We start from the raw sequence: 23,530 nt of genomic DNA, 5'->3' as shown, positions 1-23,530 counted from the left end.
CGAAATGGGGCTCAAATTCCATTTCTTTCCGGCCGTTTTCCACGATGAGACGCTTCACAGCGTTCTCTCAAGATACGCCCGGCTCTGTGGCGTACGTAGTTGCGCAGCAGTTTTCGATGGAGCGCAGTCCGCGAAATGCTTTTCGCAGAACGTTGCTTTTCCATGTCGACTAGCTGAGCTTGTCGAGGCGCTGCCGTGTGATACAGGCTTATCGCTAGCCGCTGTTATAAAGCGCCATACGCAACTGCCCTACTACGAACCTTTTTTGACCCCGCAACAGGTGGACGACGCCAATATCTTGATGGCGGGAAACGGCAAGGGGTTGATGCTAAGGTTGGGGTTAATCGCGAGCCGACTCGAGTTTGCTTCGAGAGTGCGATTTTGCTTCGACTGTGTCCAACAGGACATGGCCTGTGTGGGAGCAGCGTACTGGCACCGTGTGCATCAGCTTCCAGGCGTTTTGATCTGTCCCCACCATGGAACCCCGTTGAGGTTCCTTGATTACCGCTGGTTGAGCAGAAACTCTCGAAGAATGCATTTACCGGACGATGAGGACGTTCAGTCTCACTCCATTTCGCTAGACATCCCTCAAAATCTACAAAGTGCTCTGCAAGAAATAGCGCAGCGTTCGATGCAGGTGCTTGAGACCGATGTTCCGCCATTATGTCCTGATGCGATTCGCTCGGTGTTTCTGGATAGCGCTATTGCCTTGAAAATGGCTTCCGATACTGGTCGGCTGCACTTAGGCATTTTGGCGCGACACATGTCTGCGTTCTTTGAGGCGCTCCCCTCCTCAGGGGAATACTCGATACTGAGCAAGTCGTCTGCGGATATACCGGCGGCCTGGATTGTGAAGCTTTTGCGTAAGCCGAGGGGCACCCATCATCCGCTGAAATTCATCCTGCTGGCCTGTGCGCTCAAGGTCGATATGGAAAGGATACTGCGGCCAAACGGGCCTATTACCGAGTCGCTTAGTCGAACAGCCAATAGCGAAACTCCTGGTGGACGAGCTGCCAACAGATCTCCAACCAATCGCTCAAGCACCAATGAGTATATGAGTGAGGCATCTGAAACGATCTGGACGCTGGCGCTCATGGGGGCTAACGCTAAGACCATAGCGTCAGAAACAAGGAGCTCGGTTACATGCGTCTACCGAATGATACGCGCGATTTCGTATGGACCTGACCTATGGAAAGAGGCGAGGCTTTCGAAACTGCTGGTTGATAGGAGGAACCGATTTGACGGGGAATACAGAGCTCGCCTAGCTCATGAGTGTCGAGATTATGTGTGGCTTCATCGAAACGATCGGCAATGGCTGTCCGAGCTTACACAAGAGCCAGGAAAAGCCCACAGACCGCGCGGACAGCAGGCAGAAAGATTCAAAGACCTCGACCTTGACCTTGCCAACGAAGTGGTTCAATGCGCTGAAATGTTACGAGCGCTTCCAGGTAAACCTGTCCGCATCTCACGGACAAAAATAGGCAGAGAGCTTCATGTGTTATCTAGGTTTGAAAAGCAGCTCAACAAGCTGCCGCACTGTGCGGCTGCACTGGCAGCCGAATGCGAAACCCTTGATGCATTCCATCGGCGGCGCCTGAGCTGGGCCGAGCGGAAGCTAAAACTTGACGGCAAGCCAATCACTCAATCAGCGCTGTATCGAACAGCGTGTCTCAGAAAACTCCAAATATGAGTGAAGGCACCCTGATCCGCGTATGAATATTGCTCTGTAACGCCGTCGGCACAAGCCTCTATATATATGAGCTGTGCGTGGATTCGATGTGTGAATTTTGACGAGGCGTGCAGTGAAAGTATTTATATGTGTGGTGTATTGTATTTGTAACCGTCCGGCCAGCACCCTCTCCTGACAGCCCTCCAAATTGGCCAAGATAGTGGACACCATTTTTTAGTGGACACTATCTTGGATACAGTTGCCCCAGCCCGTCGAGCCGGTCGCCGCCCCAACTTTCCGCTGGACTTTAAACGCCAAGTCGTCGAGGCCACCTTCCAGCCTGGCGCCTCCGTGTCATTGATCGCTCGCGAACATGACGTCAATGCCAATCTGGTCTTTCGCTGGCGGCAGCAATACCAAGAAGGGCTATTCGGCCCGGTCAGCCAGAGTGCTTCGTTTTTGCCAGTCCAGGTGATCGAGGCGCCAATGGATCTGCCGCCAGTCTTCCAGCCACAGGCAGAGTGTCATTCCGAGATCGCAGTTGAGGTAGGAAAAGCCAAGTTGCGTATCACCGGAGCACCAGACCCGCAGACGCTGCAACTCGTCTTGCAGCAGTTAGTGCGATGATTGCCCCTCCCGCTGGAACCCGTATCTGGATCGCCGCTGGCGTCACGGACATGCGTCGTGGCTTCGACGGTTTGGCGGCCATGGTGCAGACTCAACTGGAAGCCGATCCCTTCTCCGGTCAGATCTTCGCCTTTCGCGGACGGCGTGGTGACCGGATCAAACTGTTGTGGTGGGATGGCGACGGCTTGTGCCTGTTTTGCAAACGGTTGGAGCAAGGACGCTTTGTCTGGCCGCAAGCAACCAGCGGCAGCGTGTCGCTGACGACCGCGCAGTTGTCGATGCTGTTGGAGGGCATTGATTGGCGCCGGCCAATTCGTACAGCACCCGTCCTCGCGGTCTGACTTGCCGCGCTGAAAAAATCCCCAGTAATATTCGGGCATGACCCTCGTGACCGACTCCCTGCCGAATGATCTTCAAGCCTTGAAGGCGCTGATCGCTGCCCAGCACGCAGAGATTGAGCGCTTGAAGATGATGATCGCCAAGCTGCGTCGTACGCAGTTCGGTCGCAGCTCCGAGCAACTGGAAGCGATGATCGACCAGCTCCAGTTGAGCCTTGATGAGCTGCAAATCAGCCAAGCCGAAATGACACCTCCAGTCGAGCCGGCACCTCGCGCAGTTTCGCGCCGTAAACCATTGCCTGAACACCTACCTCGCGAAACCCACGTTCATCAGCCCGAGTCGCAATGCACTGGCTGCGGTGGGACGCTTCGCCATTTAGGTGAGGATGTGTCCGAAGTGCTGGAGTACGTTCCGGCACGTTTCAAAGTCATTCGCCATGTCCGTCCGAAGTGGGTTTGCCGCTGCTGCGAGCACTTCGCCCAGGTGCCGGCACCGAGTCGCCCGATCGCCCGAGGTCTTGCCGGCCCAGGGTTGTTGGCCCATGTGCTGGTCTCGAAGTTTGTCGATCATTTGCCGTTGTATCGGCAGTCCGAGATCTACGCCCGTGAGGGCGTGGAGCTGGAGCGCTCAACCCTGGCCGACTGGGTTGGCCAGAGCAGTCAGTTGCTGCGACCACTGATCAACGCCCTTGAGCACCACGTCATGAGCGGACACAAAGTCCATGCCGACGACACGCCGATTGGCGTGCTCGCGCCGGGCAACGGCAAGACCAAATCGGCGCGCCTGTGGACGTACGTGCGGGACGACCGACCTACGGGGGACGCGACACCGGCGGCGGTCTGGTTTGCCTACTCGCCGGATCGCAAGGGGCAACATCCCCGCGCGCATCTCAAGCGCTTCAGCGGGATCTTGCAGGCGGACGGCTATGCCGGTTTTGCTCAACTATATGCCACGGGCACCATTGAGGAAGCGGCGTGTTGGGCTCACGCCCGGCGCAAGTTTTACGAGGTCTACAAAGACCTGGCTTCACCACTTGCCGCCGAGGCGCTGCAACGGATTGCGGCCCTGTATGCCATCGAAAGCGAGATTCGAGGGCAACCGCCCAACCTGCGAAAAGTGGTTCGGCAAAGCCGAGCCAGTCCGCTGCTGGAACAACTCCACGCGTGGCTCAACCAGACGCTGACTCAACTGTCGAAAAAATCGGCATTGGGCGGTGCGATTCTCTATGCCCTCAATCGGTGGCAGGCCTTGGTGCGCTATTGCGATGACGGGCGAATTGAGATCGACAACAACGCTGCCGAACGCGCGCTACGTGCTGTCGCGCTAGGCAGAAAAAATTATCTGTTCGTCGGTTCCAACGCCGGCGGCGAACGAGCGGCTGCGATTTACAGCCTGGTGGGTTCAGCCAAACTCAACGACCTGAACCCGCAAGCCTATTTGACACACGTGCTGGAGCGCATCGCCGACCACCCGATCAATCGGGTCGACGAACTGCTGCCCTGGAACGTTTCTCTCGCCTCCACGGAACTCTGCGAGGCCGCCTGATCCATGGTCAAAACTGTTCGCTTGCCAAAACCCGAACCTGATTTGTTGCTACTGCACATTGAATTGAAGTGGATCGAACCTGCCATCTGGCGCCGTGTGGCGGTGCCCGAGAACATCACCTTAGGCAAATTGCACGCGGTGATCCAGATCGCAATGGGCTGGCACGATGACCATCTGCATGAGTTTGAAATAGCTGGTGAGAGTTACGGTATTCCCGACTCCGATGGATGGGGGCCTCCCGTGAACTCGGAGACCCGCAAGACTCTGATCAAAGCGTTGAACGGGAAAAGGACATTCCGCTAGGTCTATGACTTTGGCGATGGCTGGGATCACCGGATCAAAGTCGGAAAGAGAAATCCGATGCCCACTCCGTAGGACATTGAGTCGAAATCCAATCACGATGTTCTCATTGGAAGGGTCTGCAACAGATGTCGATTAAGCTCCTGGCCCACGCCGAACGCCTCTTGGACGCTTACGATAGTCAATCCTTGATGCTTGGAGGCCCAATCTTCTGCCGCTGGGATAGATGCGAAGAAATGCACATGGCAACAGAAGGACTGACGAACGTCGGCCGCCTCCTGCGGCAATACCAGTGACACTGCCACGTCGGCAGGTTCAACAGCCTGTATCTCGCTGGGTGAAACCGTAAGCGAAACGGGTGCTCCAGTTGCAGCGCAATGCGACGAGACGCGAGCTGTACGGCCGATTAACGCCGGGAGCATCAGGGTGTCCAGCGCGCACCAGGCATACAGCCGGCGGTTGTCAATTTCCAAGACATGCGACGTCTCGCGCAAGGTGAGGACATAGCCGATGATGTTCCCATCGTTGTCGTATTCGGTACTGGTGGCTTGTTCGAGCACAGCCGCCACTTGCTCAGCGGGCCAGCCAAGAGTCCTGGCAAGCGTAGTTCGCGAAATCGGGCGTCCCTTGGCAAGTTCACCCAGTAGCGCGACCAAGAACTCCGCAAAACCTTTGGGCCGGTTGGTCGGGGTGAGACGTTCGGCGATCTCGGTAATGTAGCGGGCAAATTTCATGGTGCTCTCCATTCATCCAGCGCAGCAGGACAATTGCTTTACGTCCTTGGTGAAAGTCTGCGCCGCGAGCTTCAGGCCCTCGACCATGGTTAGGTAGGGGAACAACTGGTCGGCCAGCTCCTGCACGGTCATGCGGTTGCGAATAGCCAGCACCGCCGTCTGAATCAGCTCGCCCGCTTCCGGGGCCACCGCCTGCACGCCGAGCAACCGACCAGAACCCGCTTCGGCGACCAGCTTGATGAACCCTCGCGTGTCGAAGTTGGCCAGCGCACGCGGCACGTTGTCCAGGCTCAGCGTGCGACTGTCGGTTTCGAGGCCTGCGCGCTGTGCTTCCGCTTCGCTGTAACCGACGGTGGCCACCTGCGGATCGGTGAACACCACCGCCGGCATGGCATCGAGATTAAGCGTAGCTTCGCCGCCGGTCATGTTGATCGCCGCACGGGTGCCAGCCGCCGCCGCGACGTAGACGAACTGCGGCTGGTTGGTGCAGTCGCCGGCTGCATAGATATCCACTGCGCTACTGCGCATGCCCTGATCGATCTGAATGGCGCCGCGTTCATCCAACAGTACACCCGCCGCTTCCAGGTTCAGGCTTTGGGTGTTGGGCGTGCGGCCGGTGGCGACGAACAGTTGGTCGGCGCGCAGTTCACCGTGGTTGGTGGTCAGTACGAATTCGCCGTTGGCGTGGGTCACCTGACTGGCTTGTGTCTGCTCAAGCACGTCGATGCCCTCCATGCGGAAGGCTGCGGTCAGCGCCTCGCCGATGGCCGGATCTTCGCGGAAGAACAGCGAGTTGCGCGCCAGGATGGTGACGCGGCTACCCAGCCGGGCAAAGGCTTGCGCCAGCTCCAAGGCCACCACGGATGAGCCGATCACGGCGAGCCGTTGCGGAATACTGGCGCTGGCCAGTGCCTCCTCCGAGGTCCAATAGGGGGTGTCTTGCAGCCCGCGAATCGGCGGCACGGCCGCACCGGCGCCGGTAGCGATCAGGCAGCGGTCGAACGCGACTTCGCGCCCGCCCCCCTCGACCAGTTCGACGCTGAGCGTGTGGCCGTCCTGGAAGCGAGCGGTGCCACGCAGCACGGTGATGGCTGGTGTGCTCTCCAGAATGCCTTCGTACTTGGCGTGACGCAGTTCGTCGACAAGGCCTTGCTGTTGCGCGAGCAGCCGCTCGCGCAGGACGGTCGGCGGCGTGGCGGGCATTCCGTCATCGAACGGACTCTCGCGGCGCAAATGAGCCACATGCGCGGCGCGAATCATGATTTTCGACGGCACGCAGCCGACGTTGACGCAAGTGCCGCCGATGGTGCCGCGCTCGATCAGAGTGACGCGGGCGCCGGCTTCCACCGCCTTCAAGGCGGCCGCCATTGCCGCACCGCCGCTGCCTATGACTGCAATGTGTAGCGCGTCGCCGTTTTTGCCGACCTCGGTGTCGCTGCGCAACCAGCCCAGCGCCTTATCGAGCTGGCCGGGGCGCGGTTGTAGCGAGGCGACTTCGAACGACGCTTGATACCCAAGGGCCTCGACGGCGGCTTGCATTTGTTCACGGCTGACAGCCGCGTCGGCCGTCATTTCGGCCTTCCCACCGGCGTAGGAGACGTCCGCCCGGTGCACGCCGGAGATTCCCTCCAGAGCATCTCTGACGCGGTCGGCACAGGAGGCGCAGGTCATACCGTGGATTCGCAGTGTGGTCATAGCGTTTACTTCCTCAAATGGGTCTCTTTGCGGCATTACTGTTTTGGCTGTGGTGGGCAGGCACCCGGGGCGCAACGGGGGTGGGCGGGCGACACGAGATCCCAGATCGAGCCCCCAAGCATGAGGGCCAGACCGATATAGAGCAGCCAACCGCTCCGCCAGCCATAAGCCCGCATCAAAAACACCGCAGCCAAGACCAGGACAGGGCCTATCAGGCCGAGTGCAGTTCGCTGCCACTGCCGATGTTTGAGCCAGCCAAGGGAATTGACGAGCAGCGCCAGGGCCGCAAACAAGGGCAGTAGCGTGGTGATGAACAGGCCTTCCCACTGGCTCAAAAAGCCCAGACCGATTGCAGCGCCTAAGCTAGCCAGAGCAGGAAAACACGCGGCGCAGCCTAGGGCTGAAACCAGCACACCGACGGAACTGGCTTTGTCACCGATCCGCGTGAACAGATTGAGAGGATTTCTCATTGGTATTTCCTCCTATTGCTTGATGGTAGATGGATAGCCGGCATCCTCGGTCGCCTTGGTCAGGGCCTCGGAGTTGGTCTTGGCATCGTCGAAGGTCACGATGGCTTCGCGTTTCTCGAAACTCACCTCGGTCTTGGTCACGCCCTCGACCTGGGTCAGCGCTTTCTTGACCGTGATCGGACAGGCGGCGCAGGTCATGCCCGGTACCGACAGGGTGACGGTTTGGATGGCGGCCCACACCGGGGAAACCACGGCAATGAGCGCGAGAGCGGCAAACAGCTTTTTCATGGGAGACTCCTGCCTGATCAGTAAAACAACGGGAGGATGTAGGGGAAACCGAGCGCGACCAGCACGAGTGCCATCACGAGCCAGAAAATGAACTTGTAGGTAGTTCGTACCTGCGGAATTGCGCAGGTCTCACCGGGTTTGCAGGCTTGAGCCGGGCGGAAAATGCGCCGGTAAGCGAAGAACAGCGCCAACAATGCCGCGCCGATGAAAAACGGGCGGTAGGGCTCCAGAACGGTGAGATTACCGATCCAGGCGCCGCTGAAGCCCAGGGCAATTAGCACCAGCGGGCCCAGGCAGCAGGTGGACGCAAGGATCGCCGCCAGACCTCCAGCGAGGAGTGCACCACGGCCCTTTTGTGATTCAGACATGGGTTCAACCTTTCGAATGTTTGATCGATGGGTTAAGGTTATTTCCGTAGTCAGGTACGGAGTCAAGCGGTATGAAAAACACTGCGGAAAGCCTGACCATTGGCGTCTTTGCCAAGGCAGCCGGGGTTAACGTGGAAACCATTCGGTTCTATCAACGCAAAGGGCTGTTGCCCGAACCGGACAAGCCCTACGGCAGCATTCGTCGCTACGGCGAGGCGGATATTGCACGGGTGAAATTCGTGAAGTCCGCACAACGGCTGGGCTTCAGCCTCGATGAAGTGGCCGGACTGTTGCGGCTCGATGACGGTACGCACTGCAATGATGCGCGTGTGCACGCCGAGCAGAAGCTCGAAGACGTGCGGGGGAAACTTGCGGATCTGCGGCGGATCGAGTTGGTCCTGGCGCAGTTGGTTGATGACTGTTGCGCGAGCCACGGGACGGTTAGCTGCCCGCTGATCGATTCGCTGCATGGAATAGATAGCCACGAAAACTTCGCGCCTTAGCCTACGATTTCCCGTTTCATTGCCCCCCTGTTTGTCGGCTTGAACAGGAAAAGAGCGGCGCTCAATGAGCCCCGTTGACTGGCCAAACCTACGGTCTGCTTTTAGCCACGCTCTTACCCTACAGAGCCGAGAGTCCTGATCACTTCGAATGCAAATGATTGGTCAGTTGCAACGCAAATGGGTGGTCAAGTGGGGTGCAATTTCGCAGTTTTTGAGTGTGAGCGCGTCAATCAGCGGTTAAAGGGGATTAAGGTCTGAGATGCAAGGCGGTGTAGTTCGGACGCTTACTTGTATTTTGACTTTGGCGTAAAAACTGCTGTTTTCTAATAAAACAGTTGCTGGCTGTTCGCTACTGTATGGCGTTCATTTTTAAAATCCTTACCCGGGTACACGGTGATATGTGATAAAAGAACACCATCCACAGGACTCGCGTCCTACCAGACCCACGCTAGAAAGTCGGCTACTCATGTCCAGTATTCTGTTTTTCCCAATGTCTATGCCAGACGAGACACTATTATCTCGTATTACGAGATACCATTTTTTGTCCGGAAACAAAACCGAGGCAGAAACTTTCCGTGATCTTTTTGGCGTTGCGCCATTCCAACTATCTATCATACCAAAGCAATTAGAAAACCTTGCTTCTCGATTGCCGGGAGTTAAAGAAGGCAACTTGGCTGAGTTGCTTGAGATTAACACTACGTTCCCAGCCTACAAACCTTTTATAGGATTATCAAAAGAATCCTCTAAGGAATTTGACAAGGTTTTATCTGATGTCGCTCGAGTGCCTAGGAGAGAAGGTACGAGGAATAGCAGAGCTAAAATTTGCTTGGCCTGTGTGCAGGCCGACCTCATAGAGTGTGGCTACGCATATTGGCACCGAGCTCATCATGTACCGGGCGTTACAGCGTGCTGGCGACACGGTGAAGAACTTCTTAAATCTTGCCCTAATTGCTCTCACCCTTTCTATCGTAAAAACCGATTGTTACCGGGGTTGACCGATGATTGTGCTTGCGGGTGGAACGCTGTTAAACCTACGAACCGCTCACTCGCCTCAAATGAAGAGCGCGAGTTTGCAGTTTTTGTAAATGATATTCTGCAACGCAATCTGCCATCGATAGAATATACGGTTTTGGCTGCTTGTTATCGGCGTCAAGCAAAGAAGCAAGGGTTTGTTCATGGGAACCTAATTGGCACAGCTAAATTATTTAGCAGTATTCGTGATAAGTTCAGCGATGAAATTATTTCGAAAATTGATTTGGCATACGCAGCTGGAATTCGAAGTCAATGGATTAGGCTATCGACAACAAGAGGTCAAATTGATATGCCGTTGGCAAGGCATCTTTTAATATCTCTCCATCTTTTTGGATGTGCAGAAAAGTTTGAGAAATGCTTGGCAGAAGAGTCTCTACTTGCTAGCTCGGCAAACCCGACGGTCCGTCTTAAAGAGAAAACTTTGCCAGAACATAAGAAAAAGGCTTATCGAGAAAAAATCTCAATGCTACTTGAAGTGAAGCCAGGCATTGGTATGGACTATCTTTGGGTAAGTGCTTATCAAGTAACCCGTTGGCTCAACGAAAACGATAAGGACTGGTTGTTGAGTAAAATTACAGGGAACTTAATGCAGAAGAGTAGTGTCGAGCCGGTGGTAAATGATGAGGACGAAAAATACGCAACTATTCTTATAGAGGGCGTTGAGAACTTGTACCGCATCACCCAAAAACAGGTGCGAGTAAATATCAGTAACATGCTTGCACTTTTGCCGCGAAAAGTAAGTAGGGAGCGTGCGACTCGTAAGTCTTTCCCATTGCTGTCAGCTCAACTTGAACTTCATCTTGAGTCTCTTTGGCATTTTAGGTTACGGAGATTTATATGGACGATGTCGGAGATCGCGAGGCTTAAGTTACCCCCAAACAACTCCAGCTTGAGATTATTGACAACAGTGCCTCATGTGGCCTGCCAGGCTCTCATAAATCACTTCGAGTGGGATTTAGACAGCATGGTTAAGGACGGCATTAAGGTTGACGTTATGCTTAGAAATACCGGTGTCTCGCGGCAATGGGAAGGGCCACCAGGTTATGATATTCCCATGGGTGGCAATGCATACATGGAGATGATCGCGTCCAATTCAAAGCTCCAGTAGATATTTTTATGGCGTGGCGCAGTTGCTCTGGATCCGGTGATTTTTGTGGCTTATTGCTGGGCGTTGGATGTCATTGTTAATACCGACGCCTATTGCGTATTGATCGGGCATTGGATGTGCACCGATAGCAGCGGTTTACGCATATACGGGATTTATGCCGCAGAAGCAGATATCGCTCACGTACCGCAGACACCGGCATCTATTTTGACGTCGGATTCAAGCATGAGCAATGGCATAAATCAGACCATAGCTAAAGGGCTAAACGTTAGCTTTTGAGCAGATGAGCCAAGTTTTGCGTGCTGTTCATCGGGGTTTAAGTCGGGCGATTTACGGGCAGCTATGCTGACTGGTGTGATTAATCATTCGACTCGATTTATGAAGTGGGTCGGAGGGATGAATGAATCTGGCGGGCCTAGCAGAACTGGTTTCTGGTGGTGAAAAAATACCTGGATGTGAGCTTCCTCATTCAGACGCCGTGGCTCTGATCGGATCTTACTTCCCTGGACGGACCTATTGCCTAGTCGCTGACTGGATAATGGTTGATTTAGTGGTCTCCCCCCGTCAGTTAAAGGTCGTTGTTAGAGGAGGAGTTACTCCTACACTGGTCAACACTTTGTTTGTTCTCCACGATAGCTGAGGACGTTTCCATCGCGCCCGCTGGGTAAGAACCTCATTGGGAGTTTCCTTCACCCACGATTGCCTGTTCGAGACCAAAAATACCGTTTATGTGTTGATGGGACCCGGCCGAAGGGTACAGACGGACCTAGATGTCGCTTTGAGCCTGTACTGAGAGTCACGGACGCGTAATGTGGTATTTATCGACGCTCAATGTTTTGGGCGCCGTCCCACTCAACCATCGCGGTACTGTCTCGGTGCTTACTGAGACATGGCGTTCGTAACAATCGTCCCCAGAACCAGGCCTATAGCGGAGTGGCGACACATGACCATTACCCGGACTATCGTCCAGACAGTCGAGTTCTTGTGTGACCTGTCTTGAGATCAAACCCTCCAAAAATCTGTTCTTCAGTAGGTAAAAGGCCTCCTGCGCATTACCTAGAACCTCGGGTAATCTTTGGGATAGATTCCTTCGAAGAATTGCTTCAAACGAAGGATCTGATCGATCCAGCGTGGGCGGTCCCCGCTCTTCAGCTGTGCTCCAGCGCTGACGGATAAGATTGGAAAAACTTTTCAGACTGAGTCTACGTTAGAGACTATGGTCTGTGACAAGCCTAGATGATGCTGTCCGCGTTTCGACGCTCAGACCCTCGTGCTGATGAATGGCATAGAGTATTATGCTGTATGCATATACAGTTATTGGGTTCGTGCAGCCTTACTGATCACTAGGTGTTGGAGCCCTTAGGTGATATCTGATATCGAGATAAGCCCTGAAGTTTGCTGGGTAAGGTGCTATTTTCAGTGATTCCATATTGATACTATCGGAACGGAATTCGACCTATGATTACGCTGAAAACTGCCATTATTCACAGCTTCAAGAAGCTGGCCAAGACCAGCGTTATCTCCGAGGTGGTCAAGAAGGATGTGGCGCTCGATACTGAAAATCCCGCGTTGCATTTTCTGGTCAATGGTATCCACGGCCTCATCGGCAAAGAAGGCAACAGCGTGGTCTACGGCCAGTTTGCCAATGATGACCGTCAGGGACCGTTTCCAGAGCGCTTCACCGCGTTCGTAGAAGTACAAGATGATGAAGCGCGATTTATCGACTTGACCCACTTGGCAATGGACCAGTTGGTGGAGCAAGCCGGTAATCAAGTCTTATCGACCGGTGGACACATCCTTTGCGCTCAGTACACCGCAGGTGCAACCGACTTTTTCCTGGTCGCCAGCATGAAGGAACGCGGCGGTATACAGCTGGACGAGAACTATGTGCCCAAGGAAATTCAAGAGGTCGATCTCAACAAGGTTCAGCAGGCCGCCAGGATCAATTTAGCGAGTTTCGTGGCCATAAAGGCTATGGCTGCTGCGGCCGCTGCTGCGCCTGAGCAGAATGAAGATGACGCGGAGGATGAAGTGGATTCAACCTACCTGTGCTTCATCAGCCGGGGCCGTGATAGTCAGGCATCCGATTATTTCATCTCTGCACTGGGATGCGCGAAAGGAGTAGCTTCCGGACGCGCTACCAAAAATGCCATTGATAACGTTGCACGGTTTTTTCGCGACAACAAAACGTTAAAAGGCTTTGGTTACAAGGCCAAAGAGGCGGTGATCAAGTATCTGGAGGAGCAGTTGGCCGCAGGCAAATCTGCGCGCTTGGACGCTATCTGCCACGTCGCTGTCGCACACGTACCCGCTGACTTAGTGGATGAAATTGTTGGGCTGAAAGACTATTTGAATAGCGAGAAACATAAGGTGCCAGACGACTTTACGGTCAATGCGAAATCGCTGAAAGAGAAGACCCGTATCAAGGGGGACGCGGCTAACTGGTCGTTGCAATTCGAGCGTGGAGCGTTAGGTAAGGATCCGGCCGCAGACGTTTATTATGATGAGGGACGGAAAAAGTTGACGCTGTCCAATCTGACTGCCGAACTGGTTGGTGTGATCGAGAAAGAACTGCTGGCCAGGGTCGGCTAAGAATGTTTTCTAATGTGGTAGCTCTCTACCGCGCCATTGGAGCGCCCACCATTGAGGACGGAGTCATCCGCTATGAGGGGATGCCAACGCCCGACATTATCGGTGCGTTGCGAATGTGCGATGGCCTGCCCGCAGCCTATGGCAAGTTCGAGCATTGCTCTGAAGAAGCAGACTCTCTCGATATTGAGTTTCGCTTGCCATCGAACGAGTCTGGCCGGTTCTACGCGAACCTAGGCGAGTTTGTCGCTCGCAATGGCTCATTGGGCAAGGGGCAATTCCCGAGCAACGTATACATTGTTGAGCTCTGTTGGGCAGATAGCGATGACATCGAGCCTCCGGCGATTAAGGCGCTCAGGCGCGTCTGCCGGCTCATCGAGCTGCTTGCACTGCTAGCGATCGGTGTCGACAAAGACAGCAGCCAAGATGGTTTTAATCTGTTCTTTGCCTTGCCTCCCGATGGGGCTAAGCCTCCGAGAACTTTTCTGTTACCTACCCAGGTTGACGTCAAGGTCCTTGACTATGAGCTCAATCACCTGAGCTTGTTGGAAGAAATACTCAATCGAAAAAACGAAAATAAGGCACACCTCTCCGAACGAAAATTAATGATTCGGATGGCGGTGGCTAGCGTCATCGAGAAGTTTGAGAGCGAGCCCAATCTGTTCTTGGTGATCGTGCGGGAGTGGCGGGAGGTCCTCGCCACATACCGCGCTAATCTGCAAACCTACGTCTATAGCTTCTCGTTTGAGCGGGCCCGGCGGGAGGTGGCCCAAGCTGAAATCGACTATGGCACGAAGCTTAGCGGGGTGCTGGGCGACATCGCCGGCAAGATGCTCGCCCTGCCGATATCGCTAGCGGGTTTGGTCGTGCTGGAGAAAACAACCTCAAGATTCGAAGGTTTTATCCTTGTCCTTGGGTTGGCAGCGGTTTCTGTGGTTCTGCTTGCAATCCTTCACAACCAAATGCTGCAAACGGAGCGCCTCCTACACAGCTTCAATGTCATTTTCGATGATTTCAAGGACAAGATAAAAACATATCCCCCGAAACTTCAGGGGCTGCTCAGGATCACCATCGATCAAGTCGACAAGCAAGGCCTAACCCTCACCAGGACCTTTCGGTTGCTGAAGGGGTTGTCCCTGCTTCCAATCGTCGGTGCTTTGCTGCTAGCCGCGATAAAATACCGGGACGATTTCTTATGGCTGTTAAAGGCTATCCTAGCGATGGTATTTTCGGTACTCAACGTAGCCCCTAATATTCTCAGCCTATAAGGCTTTTGTAACACGTTCCTCGTCTCATCTTACTGCGCTCAAACCACTCATCCATATGGAGCAGTCCAAGCAGCTGTCCATAATATAGATGAGATGTATCTTTAATAAAAAATACTTGGGTATTTCGTGAGAAACTCGAGTTGATCTTTAATGCTTATCTAACATATTCAGCCTACTCCGCCAATAAGTTAAAATTCTAATAGTCGAGCTCACCAGTGCTGAGGGACACCTTACGCATATGTAATATTCGCGGCAGCTTTCTGAAAGGCATCACTGGTTATCCTCTAGTCAGAAGTAAGTGAACACTAGGAGAAAATCATGAAATCACTAAAAGCTTTTTTTGCCGTTTCCATCTTGACCTTGTCTTCTTTGGCCATGGCTGAAGGCGGTGGTGACCGTGTTTATGGTCGAATGATGCAAGAGAACCAGAAGGCGATGGAACAGTACGCCTTAGAAAATGGAAAGACGACACCTGAAGTTGTTCATTATGAATATGGAATGAACCTCGATGTCCAGAAGGTAATCAGTACCACTCAAGCCAATAAAACCTGTGGCGTAGCTCCTTCGCGCATGACCTATGAAGATTCGGCGGGCAAGCTCAACACCCTGGAATACAAGGTTATGGGTACTAACTGCCCTCACGGAAGCTAGTTAGCGTTGGCCCTAGCTGCGCCAGTTTGTTCGGTATGTTTTGAGCCTGCTTACTGTTCGCTGACATAGAAGTAATTTTCAGGTCACGCTGGAGTTATCTATTGTATGAAATTATGTCTGCCGGCACGTAGGAGAAATCCTCACGTGCTGGTGGCTTTTTATAATTATAAAAAATATTTCATAAAGAAACTCTGCCAAGCTAAAGCCTGGAGTGTTAAATGAACAATAAAAGCATTTATGGTCTTTCTCTAATTGCCCTTGGCATGAGCATGGGGCAAGTTGCAGTAGCTGTGGAGCAAAAGCCTGAAGGGTTCATTGAGGGGAGCACCTTTAGTATTCTCAATCGGAATCTCTATCTCAATCGTGATTATCGAAAGGGCCAGTCAAGCCCCACGGGCAATGGTTACTCAGCCGAATGGGCTCATGGCATTATTGGCCGATTCGAATCAGGCTTTACTCAAGGTACCGTAGGCTTCGGCATTGATGCGTTTGCAATGGAAGGCCTCAAGCTCGATTCAGGTGATGGTCGCTCGGGAGCCCGAAGCTCAGTCGATGTCTTGCCGCACAATAGCAAAGGCCAACCTGAAGACTCCTACTCAAAAGTAGGCGGGGCCGCAAAAGTGCGTTTCCTGGATACAGTCGTCAAGGTAGGCGACGTATTTCCATCGACGCCTGTCGTTGCCTATGGGGATTCCCGACTTCTCCCGGAGAGTTTCCGTGGTGCAACGTTCACTAATACCAGCATCAAAGGCCTGACCCTTCAGGGGGGCCGGCTGCATGCGATGAGCCAACCCAATTCCAGTAGCATGCGTGACGGCTTTTCAACTTTTTACGCCGGTGCAGTAGATGCTCCATGGATCGCTTATCTAGGGGGCGATTACACGGTCAATGAGCACGTAGGTGTGAGTCTTTACACCAGCCAATTCAAGGATGTGTGGAACCAATACTACGCGGGCACCACATTGAGCTATCCACTCTCAGAAAGCGTATCGCTAATCGGCGGCTTTAATTACTACCGAGCGGTTGATGAGGGTAAAAAACTTCTGGGAAGCTTCGATAACAACATCTGGAGCGGCAAGACCGGGGTCAAATTCGGAGCGCACGCCGTGACCGTTGGTTACCAGCGCAATAATGGTAACGACGACTTTGACTACCTTCGCCAGTCCGACTCAATTTTCTTGGATAACTCTATCCAATACAGCGATTTCAACTCACCGAAAGAGCAATCCTTGCAGCTGCGCTACGATCTAGATATGCAGGCTTTCGGCATCCCCGGTCTCAGCTTCATGACCCGCTACGCTAAGGGCTGGGATGCGGACTATTCCAACGCGAACAGCGTGTACATGCGTCGCGGCGCGGATGGTGCCCCATTGCAGGACCAAAAGCGTTGGGAGCGAGACATAGAGGCCAAATACGTCATCCAGTCAGGCTCTCTGAAGGACATGTCTTTGCGTGTTCGCCAAGCAACGACACGAGCTACCGATTTCGAATCTGATTTGGACGAAGTCAGACTGATTGTCGAATACCCATTGCAACTGCTTTAACGGACGCTAGCCATCGGCATCAGGTGTCCAATTGCCAAATACACCCCCGTCTCTTTGTTTCTCCTTTGGTTTAGAGACGGCTTAGGCGCCCTAGTGGCGCCTTTTTTTGTGGATTGACATAAATGTTGGTATGACCCGGCAGTTATTACAATGCTGATACAGCCCCTCATGCGCTCTCGCACAATCTATTGCATAAACAGGTTCTGCACGAGCAGGTGGTGTTGCTAACTGTGGCGTCTGAAGACAGCTGCGCGTACCAGATGATCGGCGGTTTGAGGTCTAGGCTTATGACGAATAATTTTTCCGGGTTAACCCGCACTTTGGTCTTATCGGGGAGCCTGACCTAGCCGTAGCCTTGAGTTTCTTACACTTGAATGAGCTGGATTTCTGCACGAAGCAATCCACCTACTTCCTTAGCCGCGAGACGGATATCCCGATCAAGCGTATCGGAATGGCTCGTCGGCGAGAAAGCTTGTTCACTTTTTTACTGAAGCACGTCAACAGCAACCTCAAATACTTCCATTTGCCGCTGACCGAGTGGTCGAACTGGGTGCGCAGGTTGAGATATAGAAGCAAACAAGGCCGCAAATGCGGCCATGTTTTATTCAGGGTGTTACTCGTGTGAGTGTCCGTGCTCAGCGGTCTTGGATGTTGTTCCTTTCTCACCGCCACCGCATGCGGTCATCAGGCCAATAAAGCAAATCAGGAGCATCGAACGAATCAGCGTTGCTGGGGTTTTCATGGAATGACTCTTCAAAAAATGGATGAGATAAATGGTCTTTATCTAGGTTGATCGCTGCATTTTCGGCAATAGAACAGCCATCGCTGCTTCGGATTACTGTTTGACGCTCAAGTAATCGCCGGCCGTTCTCAGTGAGATGGTCACGTCGCTATTGCTGCGGTTACGCCAAAACCAACCATGGGTGCCGTCAAAAATGGCGGTGAATTCACCTTTGTCACTTTTGACTTGCTTGCCCTTGGTATAGCTGTGGAAGTAACCCTTTTCACCGTTGTAAGGCTCGCCATGGGTGTCGTAATTCACAGGCCCACCAGCCGCTGTCCATTCATAGCTGACCGTCTTGCCCTTCAGCACTTTCAGTTTGATTTCTGTCCCTTCACCTGGCTTGAGCGTGACGCTCATTTGATTTGTCTTCAGAGCTGGGGGAGGTGTCGCCACTGGCGGAGTAACAGGTGTCGCAACAGGTTCAGCCTGTGCAACCTGCGAAGCTGGAGCTGGAGCTAAAGTTGCTGGTTGAGGTGGTGCTGCATCCGCCAAAGCCTCCTGGGCCAGGATGATCTTCAGTTCGCCCATTTGGGTCAGCCCCAGTGCTCGGCCCACACCCGTTGGATCAACGGCATATTCCGAAGGCATGACAACGGTCACCAGCAGGACGACCGCAGTCAACAGTGCAATGACAGTCGAACGCACCAGTTTGCGAGTGCTGGGCAATTCATTAACAGTTGGAAGCGGAGTATTGAACATGGTCAGAATTCCTTACGCAGAGACAAACAGGCCGGTGATCTGGTAACCCATCAGCAGGAAACCGGCACTCATCATGGCGACGTTGGCGGCGTAGGCGTGGCGCCAGAAACCGCCGGTGCGCCGCCAATACCCCATCAAAATGAGAATCGCGCTAAGGGCCAGCAATTGGCCGATCTCAACACCTACGTTGAAGGCGATCAGGTTCGGAATCAGGCCATCAGACGAGATCTCGTACTCCTGAATCTTCGTTGCCAGCCCAAAACCGTGGAGTAGTCCGAAGATCAACGTGGCCACCTTGGTGTTGGGTTGGAAACCGAACCAGCGCTGGAATGCACCCAGGTTATCGAGCGCCTTGTACACCACCGAGAAACCGATGATGGCGTCGATGATGTAGGAGCTGATGCTGATCTCGGTCAGTACGCCAAGCAGCAGCGTGACCGAGTGGCCTACAGCGAACAGCGTGACGTAGAGCCCCACGTCTTTCAGGCGGTAGAGGAAGAAGATCACCCCGAACAGAAACAGCAGGTGGTCGTAGCCTGTCATCATGTGTTTGGCTCCCATGTAGATGAAGGGCAGCAACAAGACGCCGGAACTTTCCTGGATGAAGCCCTTGTCTCCTTCCGCGACGGCGTGAGCCATCGCCTCGGGCATCCCGAGGAAAAGTGCAGTGACAAGTAAAAAAAACAGCAGTAGCGGGCGGTGCGATGGCGCAGTGAATGCGACAACGCCGCTCATCGAGTGCGAATGCATAGATCAATCCTACGTTGCAGGGATCAAAGGCCGCGGTGCGGCCATGGTCAGGATGCGAACGAAGGACGGGGTGGACGCTCGATCAAGAAAATCGGCGGACGAGGAACGGAATATCGGCGTGCATCAACTCGTATGGACAGCTTCGGCTGTGCAGCCAAACTCAACGCGGACGTGAGCTGTGGCGTTTCGTGCTGATGGTCAGGGGTCAACGGCGAGTGGTAGTGATCCGAGTAGCTCGCGCTCGACATCTCTGCCTGCTGCTCATTGGAGTGATGGGCATCTTGCGCAATCTCCCAGGCTGGCTGTTTCGATGTCACCGACAACGTATAGGTATGCCCGGCCCAAGCCACAAACATGGCCAGAGCAAGTGCGATTACCACCGTCATTGTCAGTGTTCTACTGAACATAGTGTTCGGCTTTCAACTCGTTTTGTGGGGCTTTGATGCGTTTGACCGCATCCCCCTAGGGGGGATAGGATGCCAGCCTAATTCATTGAGGCCTGAGGCTCAAGTCATGAGTGAGCAAGAACACGAACACAGCCATGCGCATACCCACCAAAGTCATGAAGCAATCATCAAGCGGCTCAAGCGGGCGGACGGCCATTTACGCGGCATCATCACCATGATCGAAGAGGGTCGTCAGTGCGTGGACATCGCCCAGCAGCTGCATGCTGTTGAAAAAGCGGTGTGCCAAGCGAAGCGCACGCTCATCCAGGATCACATTGATCACTGCCTGGAGGACACCGTCTCGGCGTTGAACAATGGCGAGCGCGCACCACTGGAAGCCTTCAAGCAAATCACCAAGTACCTTTAGGTCTGACATGCCCAACTTCGCTGAACTCTTGCAGCAGGTGGTTCACACGCCTGGCTGTATTTTCCGAGCGCTATTCTGCTCGGTGCCTTACATGGCCTGGAGCCGGGCCATTCAAAAACCATGATGGCGGCCTTCATCGTGGCTATCCGTGGCTCGGTCAAACAGGCCGTTTTGTTGGGCTTGGCCGCGACGCTTTCGCACACCGCAGTGGTGTGGTTGGTTGCAATCGGCGGAATGTACCTGGGCAAAGGTCTGGATGCTCAAACCACAGAACCTTACTTCCAGCTCGCGTCCTCCGCGCTGATCATTGTGATTGCGCTCTGGATGTTGTGGCGTACCTGGCGTGGTGAGCAGATGTTCAAGTTCGAGCAAGGTGATGATCACCACCACGACGAGCATGACCATGGTCATCATGATGAGACCCACCGAATCGATACCAGCCATGGCCGTGTTGAGCTGTCAATCTTCGAAGAAGGCATGCCACCGCACTGGCGCCTGAAGACATTGACCGGACACGCCTGGGCAGCCTCAGATGTTCGCCTGATGACTACCCGTCCGGACGGCAGCACTCAATCGTTCTCTTTCGTCGAGCGCGAAGGCTTCCTGGAGTCGGCAGTCGATATCCCGGAGCCTCATGAGTTCAGTGCCCGCTTGAGTCTGGGCCATGCGGGTCATTCCCATGATTATGACCTAGAATACCAAGAGCATGATCACGGGCACGCGCATTCCGAACTGGAAGGCCTGGAGTTGTCGATTGATGGCTATCAGGATGCGCATGAGCGCGCCCATGCCAACGATATCCGCAAGCGCTTTACCAACCGTGAGGTCACCACGGGACAGATCATTATGTTCGGCTTGACGGGGGGGCTCATTCCTTGCCCTGCGGCCATCACCGTTCTACTGCTCTGCCTTCAGATCAAAGAAGTCGCCTTGGGTGGCGTGCTCGTCCTGTGCTTCAGCATTGGTCTGGCGCTCACACTGGTTACCGTCGGTGCAGCAGCCGCTATTGGCGCCAAGCAGGCCTCGAATCGCTGGCCTTGGATGGGCGCCGTTGCGCGTCGTGCACCTTACCTGTCCAGCGTGTTGATCATCGGTGTTGGTCTGTACGTCGGCTTTCATGGCTGGATCGGCCTGAACGCATGAGGCGACGTCCGAGTGTTTGAACTCACCAGCTACGTTGGTCTGTTCCTGGCGGCATTCGGTGCCGCCACGTTACTGCCAATGCAATCTGAAGCTGTGCTGGTCGGGATGCTGCTTTCCGACCAGTACGTCGTTTCTACGCTTTTGGCGGTCGCCACCTTCGGCAACGTGCTCGGATCGGCGCTGAACTGGATTCTAGGTCGCTCTATTGAGCGATTGCGCCACAAGCGCTGGTTCCCGGTGAGCGAGAGCAAGCTTGAAAAGGCCCGGAACTCCTACCTGCGCTACGGGCGCTGGTCGTTGCTGCTGAGCTGGGTGCCGATCATTGGCGATCCGCTGACAGTCGTCGCCGGAGTCATGCGCGAGCCACTTTGGAGTTTTCTGCTGATTGTCACCCTGGCCAAGGGCGTGCGTTATCTCGTGCTGACCGCCGTCACACTGGGGTGGGTATGACGACTGCTCATACAGCCCAGAATTCCTTACTCAAGAGCCGAAGCAGTAGTCTGGATCTGATCAAGTGGCTGGCGATGCTGACCATGGTTATCGATCACTTACGCTTGGTGTGGCCGGAGATGAGTAATCTGTTCATTCTGGGGCGGCTGTCTTTTCCGCTGTTCTGTCTCGCCATTGCGGCCAACGTGGCGCGCTCCAAACCGGGTGAGTGGCTGACTGCTGCGAACGGACGCTACCTCGCCTTGATGCTGTTGTTCGCCGCCATTTCAGAAGTGCCTTATCGCTACATCAGCACCTCGGGATCATTCAACGTGTTGGTTACCCTGGCGTTAGGGCTGGTGATTGCCTGGGGGTGGCAACATCGCACTTTGTTGAGCGGCGCTATGGCGTTGATGGCCGCTGCAGTTGCCTACGTGCTGGATGATCCTCTGATGTACGGCTTCTACGGTGCACTTGTTCCAGCGGCTGTCTTAGTAGCAATAAAGAACCCAGGTGTTCTTTGGCTGCTGCCAGCGGCTCTATGCCTGTTGAGCAATACCCGCAGTAGCATCGTAACCAGGGCGTTGGACTTGGAAATCTATTCAATGCTGGCTTTGAGCACCGCATTCGCGGCCCCCTTGATCGGACTTTGGCTTCTGCGTCAGACCTTCTCCTTCAAGATCTGGCCGGTCGGGCAATGGGGCTACTGGTTCTATCCGGGGCACCTTGCCGCTCTGCAAGCCCTACGGCTCCTAGTCTGAATGTCCGACAGCTAGCCTTAGCAAATCTTAGGAACTTACAATCATTTGTTGGGCCATCGGCGATGTTGATCATCGATCACGTATGGATGTTCGTGATCCGCACCTTCCTGGCCGTCGACGTGCGTGTGATCGCCCGGCAGATTCTCATGGGTGTGCTTGATAGAGTCTTGGTCATGAGCTGGACGCCAGATCACGATGCTGACCACCAGCGCACTACCTGCCACGACAGCGAGCCCAACAAACGACGCAGTGAGGCTGATGTTCGCACCCAACCATCCCGCCAATGGGTAGGTAATCAACCAGCAAGCATGGGATAGCGCAAATTGGGCGGCAAACAACGCTGGGCGATCTTCGGCATGTGCCGAGCGACGCAACAGTCGACCGCTCGGGGTTTGAGCCAAGGAGTAGCCCACCCCAAGCACCACCCACAGCGGTAGCAGGAAGTTATAGGTGGTTAGGTTGATGCCAACTGCTAAGCCTGCGACCAATACTCCTCCACCAAACAACATGGCCGTTCGGTCTTTGATATTTTTCAACAGTCGAGGCAAGACCAGGGCCGCCACCATGGAACCGCCACCAAACGCGGCCAGCGCCAATGCCGTAGAACTCTGCGGCAGAGCGAAGCGCGACTGCACCAGCACCACCGTATTGACGATGACCATAGCACTGGCGGCCGCAACCGTAAGATTGAGAGCCAACAGCCCTCGCAAGCGAGGTGTGGCCAGAAATATGCGCATGCCACGGGTGGTTCGTTCGTAGATGCTGCGTCGTGGTATCTGCTTCGCCTTAGGCAGCAGCACTGTGGCGACTAGGGCCGCTGAGGCAAGGAACCCAATGACCGTGCCGGCGAACAGGCTATGGAAGCTGATCACCGTCAACAGTGCAGCGGCAAGCATCGGGCTCGCGACACTTTCAAGATCATAGGCCAGACGTGATAGCGACAAGGCACGGGTGTAGTCGTCTTCATCCACCAGTATGTCTGGAATGGTCGCCTGGAACGTCGGAGTGAACGCTGCCGAAGCGGACTGAAGGACGAAAATCAGCACGTAGATTTGCCAGACTTCCGTCACAAACGGAAGAGCCAGTGCGACCAGTGCTCGCACCAGATCCAGAGAGACCAGCATTGCCCGGCGGGGTAAACGCTCTGCAAAAGCGGCTGCGATTGGCGCAACGCCAATGTAGGCCGTCATTTTGATCGCCAACGCCGTACCGAGCACAGCGCCCGCATTGGCACCTGCAAGGTCGAACGCTAATAGGCCTAATGCAACAGTGGCAAGACCCGTCCCAATGAGCGCAATCACTTGAGCCAAGAAGAGGTGGCGGTAGGTACGGTTGGCTAGGATTTTCAGCATGAAATATCTCAAATAGCGAAGTGCGTAACCATGTGGTTACCGAACTTTCCACGAAGAGACGCAATCAGCTGG

Annotated in this window: 20 protein-coding genes and 5 pseudogenes; 17 read left to right on the top strand and 8 right to left on the bottom strand. The window is 54.3% G+C overall.

Translation table 11 applies throughout. The features are described 5' to 3' along the window. Nucleotides 1-4: 4 nt before the first annotated feature. The 6 genes and pseudogenes from V6607_RS32985 to V6607_RS32960 all read left to right on the top strand — a co-directional run. A pseudogene (locus V6607_RS32985) lies at nucleotides 5-478 on the top strand (TniQ family protein); the annotation flags it as partial. 54 nt (nucleotides 479-532) lie between these two features. Further along, nucleotides 533-1,690: a TnsD family Tn7-like transposition protein gene (locus tag V6607_RS32980; protein ID WP_306108736.1), complete on the top strand. Its 1,158-nt coding sequence runs from the start codon at nucleotides 533-535 to the stop codon at nucleotides 1,688-1,690. A gap of 216 nt (nucleotides 1,691-1,906) precedes the next feature. Then, nucleotides 1,907-2,095 (top strand): annotated as a pseudogene (locus tag V6607_RS32975) (transposase); the annotation flags it as partial. A 197-nt stretch (nucleotides 2,096-2,292) separates the two neighbouring features. Next, complete coding sequence (tnpB, locus tag V6607_RS32970) at nucleotides 2,293-2,637, top strand: IS66 family insertion sequence element accessory protein TnpB (RefSeq protein WP_003425037.1); 345 nt, start codon at nucleotides 2,293-2,295, stop codon at nucleotides 2,635-2,637. A gap of 37 nt (nucleotides 2,638-2,674) precedes the next feature. Continuing rightward, the gene (locus tag V6607_RS32965; protein ID WP_003425038.1) at nucleotides 2,675-4,180 is read left to right on the top strand and encodes an IS66 family transposase; all 1,506 of its coding nucleotides are present in this window, start codon (nucleotides 2,675-2,677) and stop codon (nucleotides 4,178-4,180) included. Nucleotides 4,181-4,183: 3 nt separating this feature from the next. Beyond that, nucleotides 4,184-4,480, top strand: a pseudogene (locus tag V6607_RS32960) (plasmid pRiA4b ORF-3 family protein); the annotation flags it as partial. Between the two features lie 95 nt (nucleotides 4,481-4,575). Here the strand turns inward: V6607_RS32960 and merB are convergent. The 5 genes from merB to merT are packed head-to-tail and all read right to left on the bottom strand — an operon-like array spanning nucleotide 4,576 to nucleotide 8,035. Next, a complete protein-coding gene (gene merB, locus V6607_RS32955; protein ID WP_003425042.1) occupies nucleotides 4,576-5,214 on the bottom strand; it encodes an organomercurial lyase MerB in 639 nt (212 codons plus the stop codon). A gap of 12 nt (nucleotides 5,215-5,226) precedes the next feature. Continuing rightward, complete coding sequence (gene merA / locus V6607_RS32950) at nucleotides 5,227-6,909, bottom strand: mercury(II) reductase (RefSeq protein WP_003425044.1); 1,683 nt, start codon at nucleotides 6,907-6,909, stop codon at nucleotides 5,227-5,229. 35 nt (nucleotides 6,910-6,944) lie between these two features. Beyond that, entirely contained in the window at nucleotides 6,945-7,379 is a 435-nt protein-coding gene (merC, locus tag V6607_RS32945; RefSeq protein WP_003425046.1) for an organomercurial transporter MerC, read from the bottom strand. Nucleotides 7,380-7,391: 12 nt separating this feature from the next. Next, the gene (merP, locus tag V6607_RS32940) at nucleotides 7,392-7,667 is read right to left on the bottom strand and encodes a mercury resistance system periplasmic binding protein MerP (RefSeq protein ID WP_003425048.1); all 276 of its coding nucleotides are present in this window, start codon (nucleotides 7,665-7,667) and stop codon (nucleotides 7,392-7,394) included. 17 nt (nucleotides 7,668-7,684) lie between these two features. Next, nucleotides 7,685-8,035 (bottom strand): mercuric ion transporter MerT, encoded by a 351-nt coding sequence (merT, locus tag V6607_RS32935; RefSeq protein ID WP_003425049.1) that lies wholly within the window; start codon nucleotides 8,033-8,035, stop codon nucleotides 7,685-7,687. A gap of 71 nt (nucleotides 8,036-8,106) precedes the next feature. Between merT and merR the strand changes: the two genes are divergently transcribed. The 7 genes and pseudogenes from merR to V6607_RS32900 form a co-directional block, all read left to right on the top strand. Beyond that, nucleotides 8,107-8,538 (top strand): Hg(II)-responsive transcriptional regulator, encoded by a 432-nt coding sequence (merR, locus tag V6607_RS32930; RefSeq protein ID WP_003425050.1) that lies wholly within the window; start codon nucleotides 8,107-8,109, stop codon nucleotides 8,536-8,538. 466 nt (nucleotides 8,539-9,004) lie between these two features. After that, nucleotides 9,005-10,678 (top strand): TniQ family protein, encoded by a 1,674-nt coding sequence (locus V6607_RS32925; RefSeq protein ID WP_080761983.1) that lies wholly within the window; start codon nucleotides 9,005-9,007, stop codon nucleotides 10,676-10,678. Between the two features lie 1,455 nt (nucleotides 10,679-12,133). Next, nucleotides 12,134-13,267: a nucleoid-associated protein gene (locus V6607_RS32920; protein WP_034152178.1), complete on the top strand. Its 1,134-nt coding sequence runs from the start codon at nucleotides 12,134-12,136 to the stop codon at nucleotides 13,265-13,267. Between the two features lie 2 nt (nucleotides 13,268-13,269). Continuing rightward, complete coding sequence (locus V6607_RS32915) at nucleotides 13,270-14,532, top strand: hypothetical protein (protein WP_032856625.1); 1,263 nt, start codon at nucleotides 13,270-13,272, stop codon at nucleotides 14,530-14,532. A 318-nt stretch (nucleotides 14,533-14,850) separates the two neighbouring features. Next, a complete protein-coding gene (locus V6607_RS32910) occupies nucleotides 14,851-15,183 on the top strand; it encodes a DUF2790 domain-containing protein (protein WP_019334883.1) in 333 nt (110 codons plus the stop codon). A 218-nt stretch (nucleotides 15,184-15,401) separates the two neighbouring features. Beyond that, the gene (locus V6607_RS32905) at nucleotides 15,402-16,727 is read left to right on the top strand and encodes an OprD family porin (RefSeq protein WP_019334884.1); all 1,326 of its coding nucleotides are present in this window, start codon (nucleotides 15,402-15,404) and stop codon (nucleotides 16,725-16,727) included. A gap of 164 nt (nucleotides 16,728-16,891) precedes the next feature. Further along, a pseudogene (locus tag V6607_RS32900) lies at nucleotides 16,892-17,297 on the top strand (potassium transporter Kup); the annotation flags it as partial. A gap of 265 nt (nucleotides 17,298-17,562) precedes the next feature. Here V6607_RS32900 and V6607_RS32895 read toward each other — a convergent pair. Together V6607_RS32895 and V6607_RS32890 are read right to left on the bottom strand one after the other, a co-directional pair. Next, nucleotides 17,563-18,210, bottom strand: a complete 648-nt coding sequence (locus V6607_RS32895) for a hypothetical protein (protein ID WP_032856627.1) — start codon at nucleotides 18,208-18,210, stop codon at nucleotides 17,563-17,565. 12 nt (nucleotides 18,211-18,222) lie between these two features. Then, nucleotides 18,223-18,960: a HupE/UreJ family protein gene (locus V6607_RS32890; protein WP_032856628.1), complete on the bottom strand. Its 738-nt coding sequence runs from the start codon at nucleotides 18,958-18,960 to the stop codon at nucleotides 18,223-18,225. A 513-nt stretch (nucleotides 18,961-19,473) separates the two neighbouring features. Between V6607_RS32890 and V6607_RS32885 the strand changes: the two genes are divergently transcribed. From V6607_RS32885 to V6607_RS32870, 4 genes and pseudogenes are all read left to right on the top strand, one after another. Then, nucleotides 19,474-19,773, top strand: a complete 300-nt coding sequence (locus V6607_RS32885) for a metal-sensing transcriptional repressor (protein ID WP_032856629.1) — start codon at nucleotides 19,474-19,476, stop codon at nucleotides 19,771-19,773. A 7-nt stretch (nucleotides 19,774-19,780) separates the two neighbouring features. Beyond that, nucleotides 19,781-20,916 (top strand): annotated as a pseudogene (locus tag V6607_RS32880) (nickel/cobalt efflux protein RcnA). Between the two features lie 12 nt (nucleotides 20,917-20,928). Next, nucleotides 20,929-21,366 carry a YqaA family protein gene (locus tag V6607_RS32875; protein ID WP_032856630.1) on the top strand — a complete coding sequence of 146 codons (438 nt, stop codon included), beginning with the start codon at nucleotides 20,929-20,931 and terminating at the stop codon, nucleotides 21,364-21,366. Next, a complete protein-coding gene (locus tag V6607_RS32870; protein ID WP_050593284.1) occupies nucleotides 21,363-22,106 on the top strand; it encodes a TraX family protein in 744 nt (247 codons plus the stop codon). The genes V6607_RS32875 and V6607_RS32870 overlap by 4 nt, the downstream gene beginning before the upstream one ends. A 41-nt stretch (nucleotides 22,107-22,147) precedes the next feature. Here V6607_RS32870 and V6607_RS32865 read toward each other — a convergent pair whose 3' ends face one another. Further along, on the bottom strand, nucleotides 22,148-23,458 hold the full coding sequence (locus tag V6607_RS32865) for an MFS transporter (protein WP_032856631.1): 1,311 nt from the start codon (nucleotides 23,456-23,458) through the stop codon (nucleotides 22,148-22,150). Nucleotides 23,459-23,530: the final 72 nt, after the last annotated feature.

The sequence above is a fragment of the Pseudomonas sp. KK18 genome (assembly GCF_037094675.1).
Lineage (GTDB): Bacteria > Pseudomonadota > Gammaproteobacteria > Pseudomonadales > Pseudomonadaceae > Aquipseudomonas.
Note: the sequence above shows the minus strand (reverse complement) of the source record. Positions and strands in the feature narration are given on the sequence as shown.

What these genes read in the sequence shown, in the direction of transcription:
- V6607_RS32910 (WP_019334883.1), top strand. Translation starts at nt 14,851, where the DNA reads ATGAAATCACTAAAAGCTTTTTTTGCCGTTTCCATCTTGACCTTGTCT.
- V6607_RS32865 (WP_032856631.1), bottom strand. Translation starts at nt 23,458, where the DNA reads ATGCTGAAAATCCTAGCCAACCGTACCTACCGCCACCTCTTCTTGGCT.
- merA (WP_003425044.1), bottom strand. Translation starts at nt 6,909, where the DNA reads ATGACCACACTGCGAATCCACGGTATGACCTGCGCCTCCTGTGCCGAC.
- V6607_RS32920 (WP_034152178.1), top strand. Translation starts at nt 12,134, where the DNA reads ATGATTACGCTGAAAACTGCCATTATTCACAGCTTCAAGAAGCTGGCC.
- V6607_RS32965 (WP_003425038.1), top strand. Translation starts at nt 2,675, where the DNA reads ATGACCCTCGTGACCGACTCCCTGCCGAATGATCTTCAAGCCTTGAAG.
- V6607_RS32895 (WP_032856627.1), bottom strand. Translation starts at nt 18,210, where the DNA reads ATGTTCAATACTCCGCTTCCAACTGTTAATGAATTGCCCAGCACTCGC.
- V6607_RS32905 (WP_019334884.1), top strand. Translation starts at nt 15,402, where the DNA reads ATGAACAATAAAAGCATTTATGGTCTTTCTCTAATTGCCCTTGGCATG.
- V6607_RS32890 (WP_032856628.1), bottom strand. Translation starts at nt 18,960, where the DNA reads ATGCATTCGCACTCGATGAGCGGCGTTGTCGCATTCACTGCGCCATCG.
- merC (WP_003425046.1), bottom strand. Translation starts at nt 7,379, where the DNA reads ATGAGAAATCCTCTCAATCTGTTCACGCGGATCGGTGACAAAGCCAGT.
- V6607_RS32915 (WP_032856625.1), top strand. Translation starts at nt 13,270, where the DNA reads ATGTTTTCTAATGTGGTAGCTCTCTACCGCGCCATTGGAGCGCCCACC.
- V6607_RS32925 (WP_080761983.1), top strand. Translation starts at nt 9,005, where the DNA reads ATGTCCAGTATTCTGTTTTTCCCAATGTCTATGCCAGACGAGACACTA.
- tnpB (WP_003425037.1), top strand. Translation starts at nt 2,293, where the DNA reads ATGATTGCCCCTCCCGCTGGAACCCGTATCTGGATCGCCGCTGGCGTC.
- V6607_RS32885 (WP_032856629.1), top strand. Translation starts at nt 19,474, where the DNA reads ATGAGTGAGCAAGAACACGAACACAGCCATGCGCATACCCACCAAAGT.
- merR (WP_003425050.1), top strand. Translation starts at nt 8,107, where the DNA reads ATGAAAAACACTGCGGAAAGCCTGACCATTGGCGTCTTTGCCAAGGCA.
- merP (WP_003425048.1), bottom strand. Translation starts at nt 7,667, where the DNA reads ATGAAAAAGCTGTTTGCCGCTCTCGCGCTCATTGCCGTGGTTTCCCCG.
- V6607_RS32870 (WP_050593284.1), top strand. Translation starts at nt 21,363, where the DNA reads ATGACGACTGCTCATACAGCCCAGAATTCCTTACTCAAGAGCCGAAGC.
- merT (WP_003425049.1), bottom strand. Translation starts at nt 8,035, where the DNA reads ATGTCTGAATCACAAAAGGGCCGTGGTGCACTCCTCGCTGGAGGTCTG.
- merB (WP_003425042.1), bottom strand. Translation starts at nt 5,214, where the DNA reads ATGAAATTTGCCCGCTACATTACCGAGATCGCCGAACGTCTCACCCCG.
- V6607_RS32980 (WP_306108736.1), top strand. Translation starts at nt 533, where the DNA reads ATGCATTTACCGGACGATGAGGACGTTCAGTCTCACTCCATTTCGCTA.